Source organism: Moraxella sp. K02 (genome assembly GCF_041154755.1).
Lineage (GTDB): Bacteria > Pseudomonadota > Gammaproteobacteria > Pseudomonadales > Moraxellaceae > Faucicola.
The window spans coordinates 525,300-537,448 of record NZ_AP031590.1 but is presented as its reverse complement, the minus strand read 5'-3'; the positions used below and the strand labels follow the sequence as shown (position 1 = coordinate 537,448).

Annotated in this window: 14 protein-coding genes and 1 tRNA gene; 6 read left to right on the top strand and 9 right to left on the bottom strand. The window is 40.6% G+C overall.

Annotated features, from left to right (window positions below; translation table 11 throughout):
• Positions 1-168: 168 nt before the first annotated feature.
• From ACAM39_RS02480 to ACAM39_RS02465, 4 genes are all read left to right on the top strand, one after another.
• Entirely contained in the window at positions 169-984 is an 816-nt protein-coding gene (locus tag ACAM39_RS02480) for a phosphodiester glycosidase family protein (RefSeq protein ID WP_369628109.1), read from the top strand.
• Positions 985-1,134: 150 nt separating this feature from the next.
• Positions 1,135-1,211, top strand: a tRNA-Ile gene (locus ACAM39_RS02475).
• A gap of 312 nt (positions 1,212-1,523) precedes the next feature.
• On the top strand, positions 1,524-2,132 hold the full coding sequence (locus ACAM39_RS02470) for a TetR/AcrR family transcriptional regulator (RefSeq protein ID WP_369628108.1): 609 nt from the start codon (positions 1,524-1,526) through the stop codon (positions 2,130-2,132).
• A gap of 110 nt (positions 2,133-2,242) precedes the next feature.
• Positions 2,243-2,944, top strand: a complete 702-nt coding sequence (locus tag ACAM39_RS02465) for an IS1 family transposase (protein ID WP_369627291.1) — start codon at positions 2,243-2,245, stop codon at positions 2,942-2,944.
• Between the two features lie 188 nt (positions 2,945-3,132).
• Here ACAM39_RS02465 and ACAM39_RS02460 read toward each other — a convergent pair whose 3' ends face one another.
• The 3 genes from ACAM39_RS02460 to ACAM39_RS02450 form a co-directional block, all read right to left on the bottom strand.
• On the bottom strand, positions 3,133-3,432 hold the full coding sequence (locus ACAM39_RS02460) for a DUF1330 domain-containing protein (protein WP_004961451.1): 300 nt from the start codon (positions 3,430-3,432) through the stop codon (positions 3,133-3,135).
• A gap of 3 nt (positions 3,433-3,435) precedes the next feature.
• Positions 3,436-4,119 (bottom strand): type 1 glutamine amidotransferase domain-containing protein, encoded by a 684-nt coding sequence (locus tag ACAM39_RS02455; RefSeq protein ID WP_369628107.1) that lies wholly within the window; start codon positions 4,117-4,119, stop codon positions 3,436-3,438.
• 693 nt (positions 4,120-4,812) lie between these two features.
• Entirely contained in the window at positions 4,813-5,115 is a 303-nt protein-coding gene (locus ACAM39_RS02450) for a putative quinol monooxygenase (RefSeq protein ID WP_369628106.1), read from the bottom strand.
• Between the two features lie 552 nt (positions 5,116-5,667).
• Between ACAM39_RS02450 and ACAM39_RS02445 the strand changes: the two genes are divergently transcribed.
• Positions 5,668-6,666 carry a zinc-binding alcohol dehydrogenase family protein gene (locus tag ACAM39_RS02445; RefSeq protein WP_369628105.1) on the top strand — a complete coding sequence of 333 codons (999 nt, stop codon included), beginning with the start codon at positions 5,668-5,670 and terminating at the stop codon, positions 6,664-6,666.
• Between the two features lie 263 nt (positions 6,667-6,929).
• Here ACAM39_RS02445 and bfr (ACAM39_RS02440) read toward each other — a convergent pair whose 3' ends face one another.
• The 5 genes from bfr (ACAM39_RS02440) to ACAM39_RS02420 all read right to left on the bottom strand — a co-directional run bounded on the left by bfr (ACAM39_RS02440) (position 6,930) and on the right by ACAM39_RS02420 (position 9,512).
• The gene (gene bfr / locus ACAM39_RS02440) at positions 6,930-7,400 is read right to left on the bottom strand and encodes a bacterioferritin (protein ID WP_369628104.1); all 471 of its coding nucleotides are present in this window, start codon (positions 7,398-7,400) and stop codon (positions 6,930-6,932) included.
• A gap of 35 nt (positions 7,401-7,435) precedes the next feature.
• A complete protein-coding gene (bfr, locus tag ACAM39_RS02435; RefSeq protein ID WP_007116451.1) occupies positions 7,436-7,915 on the bottom strand; it encodes a bacterioferritin in 480 nt (159 codons plus the stop codon).
• A gap of 202 nt (positions 7,916-8,117) precedes the next feature.
• Positions 8,118-8,321, bottom strand: a complete 204-nt coding sequence (locus ACAM39_RS02430; RefSeq protein ID WP_007116452.1) for a (2Fe-2S)-binding protein — start codon at positions 8,319-8,321, stop codon at positions 8,118-8,120.
• A 76-nt stretch (positions 8,322-8,397) separates the two neighbouring features.
• Entirely contained in the window at positions 8,398-8,799 is a 402-nt protein-coding gene (locus tag ACAM39_RS02425) for an ExbD/TolR family protein (protein WP_007116453.1), read from the bottom strand.
• Positions 8,800-8,846: 47 nt separating this feature from the next.
• Entirely contained in the window at positions 8,847-9,512 is a 666-nt protein-coding gene (locus ACAM39_RS02420; protein ID WP_369628103.1) for a MotA/TolQ/ExbB proton channel family protein, read from the bottom strand.
• Between the two features lie 267 nt (positions 9,513-9,779).
• Between ACAM39_RS02420 and ACAM39_RS02415 the strand changes: the two genes are divergently transcribed.
• Entirely contained in the window at positions 9,780-9,980 is a 201-nt protein-coding gene (locus ACAM39_RS02415) for a hypothetical protein (RefSeq protein ID WP_369628102.1), read from the top strand.
• Positions 9,981-9,982: 2 nt separating this feature from the next.
• Here ACAM39_RS02415 and ACAM39_RS02410 read toward each other — a convergent pair whose 3' ends face one another.
• Positions 9,983-12,007, bottom strand: coding sequence for a TonB-dependent receptor domain-containing protein (locus tag ACAM39_RS02410; protein WP_369628101.1), 2,025 nt, complete (start codon positions 12,005-12,007; stop codon positions 9,983-9,985).
• Positions 12,008-12,149: the final 142 nt, after the last annotated feature.

Sequence of the window (12,149 nt, the reverse complement as noted above, 5' to 3'; positions counted from 1 at the left end):
TGATATTGAGGGCAAAAACTAGTTTAATTCATCACTGTTAAGTCGAAATTGCTAGAATATCAAGTTGAACAAGTTTTTTGTAATAAATGGCGGATATATTCTGTGATACGCAACTATGATATAGTAGCCAATAGCTTAAATTTTCTCTCTAAGTTTTCTCTCAATGTTATGACGCTCTCAAACATCACAAAAACACAAGCAGTTGTTGTCAGCCTATGCTTGGCGCTATTATTGGTGGCAAGTATCGGTTTGGCACGTCAGTTTACTGTCAAAACCATCCCAGATTGTCAACGCAAAAACCAGCCGTTCGACTACAGTATCTGCGAGCTTGATGCTAAAAACGCGGCGAATTTTTCACTACAGTGGCAAAATCCCTCGTCCACGAGCCACCCGTTATTACTCACCTTTACTACCCTGCGCGATTATTTGGCAAGCCAGCAACCTGCCAAAACCTTGTTGTTTGCGATGAATGCAGGGATGTACGATGGCAATTTTGCGCCAATTGGATATACGGTCATCAATGGCAAGCAAATCCGAGCCTTAAATCTCAAGCAAGGCGGCGGTAACTTTCACCTAATGCCCAACGGGGTATTTTGGCAAGACCATCAAGGTTTTTATATCACTGAAAGTCAAAGCATGGCAAAAAAACTGGCAAGCGGTGCAAAACCGATTTTTGCCACCCAATCTGGACCCATGCTAGTCATCGATGGTAATATCCATCCGGCATTTGATGCCAATAGTACCTCGAGAAAGTACCGCAATGGTGTTGGCGTATGTGGTCGCAATCCTAGCCGCGTCAAATTTGTGCTGAGCGATACCCCTGTCAGCTTTTATGAGTTTGCGGATTTGTTCAAATCACAATTGGGCTGTGACAATGCGTTGTTTTTGGATGGCGGTAGCGCTTCAGCATTGTATAGTCAGACGCTCTCGCGCAATGACAATAAATATATGGGTGTAATGATTGCGGTGACACAAGACAAGTAATGCGTATCCTATGAGACAAGTTTATGCTGATTTAATCAGCGTTTTGCATAAAATTATCCATTTCCACATTGCAAAAATAATTTTTTAAGGTATTATAATCAGCCTAGTTTTGACAAATTTGCTTATCGATATTTGTGACACTACCCTTTCGGGCCTATAGCTCAGTTGGTTAGAGCAGAGGACTCATAATCCTTTGGTCCACAGTTCAAGTCTGTGTGGGCCCACCATATAAAACAACCACTTAGGTGCATTAATCCTCAGTGGTTTTTTATTTTTTGGATTGTAATAATCAAATAGCCATTAGCGTCAATCCCTATTTTAAAACCATACTTTTAAATCCATACTCATGTGATTGGGTTTTGACTGTTTGAATCAATCACCTAATCACTATCTAATTTTATATAAATACTTGTTTTATATTGAATTATTGATGTTAATAGTTAACACATTCAATGAAAACGTCTTTACATTCATTGTAGATAAGTTATAATAAAAACTATACGACTGGTCTATTTTTTATAATAGCGTACACAATAACTATGGAGTCTGCCCCTATCAAGAAGTCTGAAGCAAAACGCTTACACATTCTTAACACCAGTTCTGACCTGATTTTGCATAAAGGTTTTAGCGGTGTGGGATTACAAGAAATTTTACAAAGCTGCGAGATCCCTAAAGGTTCATTTTATCATTACTTCAAATCTAAAGAGTCTTTCGGCTGTGAATTGGTACAGTATTATGTAGATAATTACCAACGCCGTTTAGATGAACTATGGCGTAGCGACCAATCCGCTTATCAAAAACTAATCGGGTATTTTAACCTGTGGATTGAAGATCCTGATGCGCCATGTAGTTGGGCAGATAGCTGTTTAATTGTAAAACTTGCTGCAGAAGTCGCTGACCTATCTGAAGATATGCGCGCTATTATGTCCGATGGCGTTGATAAGGTAATCCAGCGGATTGCTGAAGTCATCGTTTTGGGCAAACAAGATGGGTCTATCCAAGCAGATACTGATGCCTTGACGGTAGCCCAAGTGACTTACCAAATGTGGATGGGTGCAGCGTTATTAAGTAAGCTGCAAAAAGATAAAACACCATTACATCAAGCGCTAAAAGCGACAGCGTTTTTATTAAAAAGTGGAAAGTCTTAAAAGTTAGCTTTGCTGGCTTAAGCTCACTAACTTAGTTGGTAGTGGTTTGAAAAGTATGCTGAAGTAGAAATAAAAAAGACAGCTTGAGAAAAAGATGATAATTTGAGGTTATGAAGACACAAATTACAATCAGATGCCCAAGCTGTCTTGGCTTAAGTATAAAGAAAAACGGCTGGAAAATCTATGGCAAGCAGAACTATCAATGCAAAGACTGTCATCGACAATTCATTCATGAAACGGAGCTAAGTTACCAAGGCTGTAAAAGCGATATTGATGACAAGATACGTTTAATGTTAGTACGAGGCTGTAGTGTTGCTGACATTGTTGTCATTGAGAAAGTTAGCAAGTACAAAGTATTAAGCGTTTTGGTCAATTCAAACCATGATATAAAACCCAAACAACGGTATTATCGAAAACTGCAAGTTGATGAGTTTTGGACATATGTGGGGCACAAGAAAAACAAGGTATGGCTTGTTTATGCCTATGACCCAGAAACAAGTGAGATTGTTGCCTTCGTATGGGGTAAACGTAATCTAAAGACGGCTAGAGAGCTAAGAGCCAAGCTTGAAAAAATGGGCGTTGACTTTGGCTATATCTGCTGTGATAACTGGGATAGTTTTTTAACCGCCTTTGATTTTGACTTTAAACAAGTAGGTAAACGCCATACGGTTGATATTGAAGGCAACAACAATCGCTTTAGGCAAAGGCTTAGGCGTGTATTCCGAAAGACGTGTTGTTTTTCTAAGAAATTAGAAAATCATTTTAAAGTATTCGATTTACTGTTTCACTATGTCAATTATGGCTGGGTATAGTGAGCATACTTTTTATACCACAGCCACTTAGTTTTACTACCTTAGCTTCACAACAATAGTAACTGCAAAAATTACAATAGCAGCCTAATCATTATGTATGACTGGGCTGCTATGACATCAACTTGATAGCAATGAATATCACTCATGTACTAACTTGTAGGTTAGTAAGTCTGATAGCAGTGCTTTTTTTAAATAGCGTCTTCAACACCTTCAATGATAAAGGCACGATAATTTGCCCCTTTTAGGCGATGTTGTAATGCTTCTTGATAGATGGGACTGTGATACCAGTCTCGCGCGGCTGCCATATCAGGAAAGCGTAAGATAACAGCGCCTTCAATCTCATTGCCTTCAAGCACTTCTAATTGACCATAAAAAGCCAAGGGTGTTAGCTCACGACCTTCACGAGCAAGCGGCGCTTTTTGTGCATATTGCGCCAGTTCCTCAGCGTCTGTAGTTTGCTCACGGGTAAATACCACATACGCAGACATGGGCTACTCCTTATTTAACAATTCAAGCAGTGCGCTGGCAGTTGCAGCAGAAGAGGCAGGATTTTGTCCAGTAATTAGTAAGCCATCTACTTGGACATACACTTGCCAGTCACCCGCTTTAGAATAATGACCACCTTTTTCTTTGAGCATATCTTCGACTAAAAACGGTACAACTTCGGTCAATCCCACTGCTTCTTCTTCAGTATTGGTAAAACCCGTCACAGATTTACCGCTGACCAAAGGCTTGCCATCACTGGTTTTTACATGACGAAGAACACCTGGGGCGTGACAAACTGTAGCAACGGGTTTTCCTGACTCAATCGCTTGTTCAATCAGAGCAATTGAAATCGGATCTTCTGCCAAATCCCACAATGGACCATGCCCGCCTGGGTAAAACACGGCATCATAATCAGCGATAGAAATTTCGCTAAGTTTATGGGTCTGTGCCAATGCTTGCATAGCTACGGGATCTGCTTCAAAGCGATGAGTGGTTTCAGTTTGCGCATCGGCTAAGTTACTTTTTGGGTCTATCGGTGGCTGCCCCCCTTGAGGTGATGCCAGGGTAACTTCAACACCCGCATCAATAAAGGTGTAATACGGTGCGGCAAGTTCTTCTAGCCAAAAACCTGTTTTCTTACCCGTATTGCCGAGTTTGTCATGTGAAGTCAGAACAAGTAAAATTTTCATATTATTTTCTCTGATAGTTTTTAGAATTTGGGTTATTGCTACATGAGCACCGCAGTAAGTCGTGTGCGCAATGTACAAGATGCCGAGCAAATCAATCCTTTATTTAATAGCATTGATTGGTAGCATTGACTAATAGCATTGAAAAAGATTGCGCGACTGATATTTAAGCAAATATTACCCGTCCAACAAACTTAAAAAATTTCTTAACACTGCAAATATTGGTCAACGCTAATCAACACTGGGATTTTGCTGTCATCATGCCGTCACTATACACAAAAATAGACCAGTCGTCTATTTATTTGTAGTGTAGATTTATTGATAGTGTAAATAATAAAATTTAATCAATCGGGAAAAGCAGTTTTTTTAAGTAAGATAGCTAGCTTAAAACTTGATTTAAAAATTGATTTAAAACTTGGTAACGATTAAAACAACAAAGCGATATGATTAATTACAGGGTAAGTAGTTAAATGGCGCAAAGTCTAAATTTGCACATGGCTTGCTATCAGCAAGTTAAGAAAATATTGTAATTGGATACATATAGTCAAATAATCGTCAATGATACAGTATGGGATGACCGATTAGCTAAGTGACTGATTTAAGTGAAGTGATATAATTATAATAAAGAGCTGCTTTTTAGTTAATATTTTAGGCAGCTCTTTAAGAGGCTTAAGCTCAAGAGAATTGGGCTTCAATCTAAGCTGGTAGTTTACTTGCCAACACATCTACTTTTTCAATAGAAGGCGGTTCTGAAAATAGTTCATCTGCTTGAGCCATCAAAGCGGCGGCAACCTTGCCCGATAAATGAGCCTCACGACCTGCTTCATCAGGGAATGCATCAAAAATACCAAAAGTTGAAGGTCCAAGGCGTAGACCAAACCATGCAACTGTGGCGGGTTCTTCATTGACGATAGGCAGACCAGCTTTTAGGAAATCTTCTACTTCTTGTTCTTTACCTGGTTTAGCTTCAAGACGGACATATAAAGCGGTTTTAACCATCACTAATACTCCAATATTGACTAGCCGACATTGACTAGAATCAAAATTGAGTCTAAACCACTGTTATATCCATGTCAAACGGCTTTAGCGCATAGCTTTGTTGTACAAAGGTTACATAAACATTTATGCTTTAAGTCGTGGGGAATGTCTGTATCAGCTTAAATTTGAGGTTGATATTACCCCCTTCCTTTATGCTTGCTTTAACCATAACAAAGAAACAAGCATAAGTGATCAGGTGTAAATGATGTTGCAGTCGCTACCCTTGATTGGGTACACTGATACTACGATGAATGACGGCATTTTACCAAGGGCTATTTTTGGCGAAAACACAGGCGCAAAATGTGAGCTTAGCTAGCATTCTTAACCTGGTGCCCTTAACGTTACGCCCTTGACCCTACACCTTTAGTATAGACTCAGAATATCGACTATTTTTCATTAATTCTATCAGATTAGACTGACTGACCCAAGCTAGCCTGTCTGCAATACACTAAAAACACTGCATTTAATTAAACTAACCCGCTATTAAATCCACTATTATAAAAGGACAAATCCATGAAAGCCGTATCGTATGTTATCAATAACCAGGATGATTTTAAAAACTCATTGGTAGATATTGAAAAAGCGAAGCCTGCGCTTAAAGAACGTGATGTACTGGTAAAAGTTCAGGCAATCTCTGTAAACCCCGTTGATACCAAAGTGAGAAAAAATTCGTCTGAAGCAAATAATCGTATTTTAGGTTGGGACGCCGTTGGGGAAATTATTGAAGTTGGCTCAAAAGTTACCTCGTTTAAAGTAGGAGATTGTGTTTGGTATGCGGGCGATTTAACCCGAGATGGTAGTAATGCTGAGTTTCAAGCAGTTGATGAACGAATTATCAGTCTTAAACCCATTACAGTATCTAATGCAGAAGCCGCAGCATTGCCATTAACTGCAATAACGGCATGGGAAATGCTGTTTGATCGGTTTCAAATTTCAGAAACCGACGTTGGCAGTATTTTGATTATTGGTGGTGCAGGCGGTGTAGGCTCAATTGCTATCCAACTCCTAAAAGCAAAAACCAATCTGACGGTTATAGCAACTGCTTCGCGTGAAGAAACGAAATCTTGGGTGGAATCACTTGGTGCCGACCATGTCATTGATCATAGCAAAGATTTAAACGAACAAATCGAGACACTAGGCATTGCAAAACCAAAATATGTCTTCTCTACCAATCATACAGACACCTATATCAAGCAAATAGTTTCTCTGATTGCACCACAAGGCAAGCTTGGATTGATCGATGATCCACAAACCTTTGATATTATGCCGTTTAAGACTAAATCTATTTCTATCCATTGGGAGCTCATGTTCACCCGTTCAATGTTTGAAACCGATGATATCGAAAAGCAAGGTGAACTGCTGCAACAGGTTGCCCAATTAGTTGACCAGCAAAAAATTAGAAGTACCCTTAACCAAAATCTAGGCAAAATTAACGCTGCAAACTTGGAAAAAGCACATAAGCTGCTTGAATCAGGCAAGTCAAAAGGCAAAATTGTACTAGAAGGTTTTTAAAACATATCTTATAAAACATATCTTATAAAACCCATCTTGTAGAACACAGTCCCTTAAGTAACTCACCAAACGGCTGGCAAAATGAACACCGCCAGCCGAAATACCACATTAGCTTGGCTATGCCAATATGCCAAACACGACAATCAATAAATCACTGCCACTAAGATGATGATAAGCCATGCCATCAGTATAGAGATGACAGAAATCAACGCGGCTTGGGTATATTGATGGTTCATACAGTTATTCCAACATACTAATACGCTTTATGAATCTAATAAACTTTGCGTATAATTTTCGATGCCCATCGAGGTCACTAGTTCTATTTGCGTTTCTAGCCAATCAATGTGCTCTTCACTCCCGTCTTTGAGCTTGACCAATAATTTGCGAGAGACAAAATCGCGCTGCTGCTCACATAAAGCAATCGCATTTTTGATGATGTCAGTTTTTTGATACTCTAGTTGTAAATCACAACGCAAAATTTCAGCGACATTTTCACCGATTAAAATTTTGCCAAGTTCTTGCAAGTTTGGTAGACCATCTAGCATTAAGATACGCTCAATGAGGTCATCTGCCCATTTCATCTCATGAATCGACTGATGATACAATTTTTCATTGAGTTCACTGAGTCCCCAGTTTTTGGCGATACGCGCGTGTAAGAAATATTGGTTAATAGCAATCAATGCCTGACCCAAAACTTGGTTTAGCGCTCTTAGAATTTCTTTATCGACTTGCATAATGTTTACCTTAGTTGCCTTATTGCTTGGTCGCCTTATTCAGAGATGTCACCGAGCTGAGATTGCAGATAATTGGGTAGCCCCATCATATCAATCAATCTTAACTGCTGCTCTAACCAATGCGCATGGTCTTCTTCGGTATCGACCAATTGTGCGACCAAAATCTCACGGGTTACATAGTCTTGCTCTTGCTCACAAAGCGCAATGCCGTCTTTGAGATGTTGACGAACTGCATATTCAAGCTGCAAATCGGCTTTTAGCATACTTGGCACATCATGACCGATGTTGATATCGGCAACTTTCATATTGGGTGTGCCTTCTAGCATCAACACCCGATTGATTAAGGCACGCGCATGATCGCTTTCTTCTTCCATTTCATGATGCATACGCGTATGGAGTTTTGGATAATGCCATTCATGATACATTTGCGCATGAATAAAGTACTGGTCACGAGCCCCCAATTCACCACTAATTAAGAAATTTAGATAATCGATAACAGCTTGGCTGCCTTTCATGGGTATATCCTTGAAAAATGAACAAAAATAACGTTTAGGTATTATCTGAAATACTAAATTAAAGTGACGTTAAAAACAATTCATCGCAGCAAATAATTTACAATATTTGTCAGTCGCTCATTCATTGAGATTAACGAATAAGCTTGGATGTGTGCGTTAACAGCGCATTAGGCAACTTAATAAACTAGGCAACGTTAATACACTAGGCAACTTCAATAAATAAGTGCGTATAGTTATTGATACTCTGCGCGTACTCTTCGAGATAACCTTCAATCATTGGCTGACAGCCACCACAACAAGTAGCCACATCAAGCTCAGCTTGTAACGCCTCTAAGCTGTCATGACCTTGTTCAATGGCTGTTTTGATTTGACTTTCTTTGACGGCATTACAGATACACACAAACATACGCACCTCTTTGATAAATTTTCTTATATAATAATGATAACTATTCTTATTATCAATAAAAATTTTCTCAATCAGGTTATTCACTGACAAACGCAATTTTGGTTAGCTTGTTTTCGCTCGCTGTTGCTAGGATTTGCGCGACGGTATCATATCGACTGTCTTTATCGACGCGTAGCTGAATGCTTGGGGTCTCGCTTAATTTGCCTTGTTCGGCAAAGCGCGTGTTTAATTGCGCCAAACTGATACTGGCATCATCCCAAAAAATCTTGCCATCTTTATCAATGCTTACTTGTATCACTTTGGGCGGGGCTTCATTGACTTGTGCTGAGGTTTTGGGCAAATTTAGCGGCACACTGGGATTGATTACCGTTGCCGTCACCAAAAAAATAATCATCAATACCAGCATGATATCAATCAGTGGAATCAGATTGATTTCATTCATGCCCGTCGAAGCATCATCACCGAGTTGAAATGCCATAAGTTATTCCCTGTTTATCTATTTATCTGTTTAGCGATGAGTCAAGGTTAGGCGTTTTTCAGCATTAAGTCAGCGGCGTTAGTTTGTTGCTTGGGCTGCGAGCTGGTTTGCAAATGGGGCTGGGTGGCTAAACTAGTTTGCGTAACTTGGCTGGAAGAATTCATCAACACGTTGGCAAGCAAGGTATGCGCCGTGTCATTCGCTTGGTGCATGGCTTTGCGATTGATTCGTACTACGACATTGTACATAATCACTGCAGGAATCGCTACTGCAAGCCCAAGCCCAGTCATAATCAAAGCCTCCCCAACCGGTCCTGCGACTTGACCAAGTCCTGCTTGACCTGATTTAGCAATGCTATCTAAGGCATGAAAAATCCCCCACACGGTACCAAATAGCCCAATAAAAGGGGCAATGGCAGCGGTCGTACCAAGGATATTTAAGCCCTGCTCACTGGCAAAACGGTAGCGATTGAGCTGTTGCAGTAGCTGCTGCTCAGTGACCAATTTTTGATTGTCTAGGGATAAAGTGGTGAGTTGAGATTGCTGTTGGTAAATTTGCTGGGTCAAATCTTGCGACACTGTTTTGGCAATTTTTTGGCTGTTTAAGATACGTAAAATGCCTGTAATCCAAGACAGCATCGATAAAACAATTAACACAAAAAATAACGTCTTGGTCACTACATCTGTATATTGCCAGTAATTTGCAAAATCCATAATCATTCCTATAACACGATAAATATAAAGACTAACTCTAAATGTTAGTATAAATGATAATCATTATCAACAAAAATATTAAAAATTAGGCTAAATTGAACAAGCGACTGTATTAAACCACTTTAATTAAGCGAGTTTAAAATATTAAGCAACTTTGATATCAAATGGCTTTAAAACCTCAAGTTACTTTTTTATCTTCGCTTTGTGTTAGCTTTATCTTGGGCAAAACTAACACAAAGCTATTAATAACTTACAGTATCGACTAGGATGAACACCTTGCGCGAAATGCCGTTTTCGGTTACACCGATGAATACCCTAGGCAATTGTCTTGATACCCCGCCAAACCTTGTGATAGTAGGACGGGTAAAAAATTGGATTTTAGACATAAGCAAAATTTTTCTGCAAGATTTTATGAAAATGCTAAACCGCAATGGGCAATCCATCATGCTGATGGTTATCACCCATTGAATTTAAAACTGATAACTTAGCGCTACTTTGACATTGCGCCCCATGGCTTTATCACCGGTATTGGATACGTGCTCATAGTAGTAAGCATCTGTAAGGTTATACACGCCAGCATCCACGGTTAATTGCGGTAACGCGCTTGGACGATAGCTACCAAATACATCATAGGTGGTAAAACTTGGCAAATCAGCCACAGCAGTAGCGCTGGTGCGACGCGTTAAACCTTTGACATGGCGGATGGCGCTTCCAAGGCTGAATTTGTCATTGATGTCATAATTAAAGCCAAGGTTTAACTGATCGCCTGAGTCTTTGTTGAGTTGGTATCCTTGCTCGGTTTCGCTTTTGGCATGGGCATAGCCTGCATTCAAGCGCATATTGTTTAGCCGATATTTTGCGCTCAGCTCGTAGCCTTTAACGGTAGTTTCGCCTGCATTGATGTAGCTGGCACATTGCCCGCCTGTCACTGTGTTGCCTGTGGCACAGTCAATGCCTGTTAAGCGGTCGATTTTATTGTCATACTGGGTATCAAAGACTTTGGCTGTCAGCGACATACTGTCTTGACTGTCAAACACCCCTTGAAAACGGCTACTGATACCCAGCTCTGCGTTTGCGCCTGTTTCTGCTTCGAGGTCTTTATTGACGAAGGTTTGCCCAGATTGGTAGACGGTTTCTGGCAAGGGTGGTCCATTAAACAATTGGGTATAACTGGCAAATAAGCTGTGATTTGGCGTTAGTTTAAATTCCCCTGCCAATGCGCCCGACACTTGATTATAGTCGTCACTGCTTAAGCGCTCTGACGGCTTATAATGGTCAAAGCGTACGCCAGGCGTCAGCGCAAATCGTCCCAATTCGATTCGGTCTTGTAAGTACACCCCTACGCTGGTAGCGTCTTCTGTGATATCACTACTCTCTAACGTCGCTGATTTTTTATAGCCTTCTACCCCATAGTTAAGCGTATGTGTCAAAGCATGGTCACCATGATGCTGCGTCAGTTGCTGTTTGATACTTGCCGTCATGCCATCGGTTTTGCCTGATGTGGCTACACGCGAGGGAGTCGTGCCGCGCAGTCCTTGCGATAGCGATTCATTGGTTAAATGATAAATTTTGCTGTTTAGCTCAAAATTGCTATGCGGTTTATACTCATAGCCGAGTGCATAGGTTTCATTATTGCTGTAGCCAGGGTGAATATTAGCGGATAAATTGGCTTGGTAGCCGATATTGGGGCGAAATGGATAGTTGCCGTCATTATCATAGCTTTGGTAACTGGCAGTAATTTTGTGACCTTCTGCCGGCATCACATTGACTTTGGCTAGTATACTTTTGATGGTAATATCATCACCTTGGATGTGGTTGCCTTTGCCATCTTCGCCGCCATCGCTGTCACGCTCACTATAAGACACAATCATGTCCAAGTGGTCATTGGGTTTGGCATAGGTCGTTAGGCTTCGCTGAAATTGCTGATCGTTACTGGCATAGCCAAGTTTAACCTTTGCCCCCATTTTTTGATCAGGTAGTAGCAAGTCTTGTGCATCCACCGTGGTAAACGCCACACCGCCACCGATGGCATTATTGCCCAAAGTCACCGAGTTATTACCCACTGACACCTCTGTTGTTTTATACAAATCTGGGTCAAGTCCACTAATTCCGGAGTGGTTAAAACCGCGCGTTTCCGGTTGGCGCACCCCATCCACGGTGATTTTTAAGGCACTGCCTGCATTGTCTGAGCCCAAACCGCGAATATAAATATGCTGATCCATCCCCGAAGTGCCACCGACATTCACCCCAGCAACCGTCGGTAAATATTGATTGAGTAAATCAGCTTGCTGTACCTTGACTGAGCTGTCGTGGCGGACGTTCTCAGTTTGTTTGGCTGGGGTATATTGACGGGCATTAAAAGTAATGGTCTGCAAAGTAGTGACGGGTTCTGGCTCACTCGCTGTTGCCAACGGTGAATAAAGGGAGGTTAATACACACACACTTAAATAGCGCAAAGCACCACGCGGCGGTAAACTAGTATTGGCAGTATTCATAAAATCACTCAGATATATAAAAAAAAGAAGCGTTACAAAGCAGCAAGAATAATAATATAAATGATAATCATTATCAATTAATATTTTTAATTCTTTTGCTTTTTTTTAACTCTCTAAAGCTCATTATCAATAAGTTACCCAG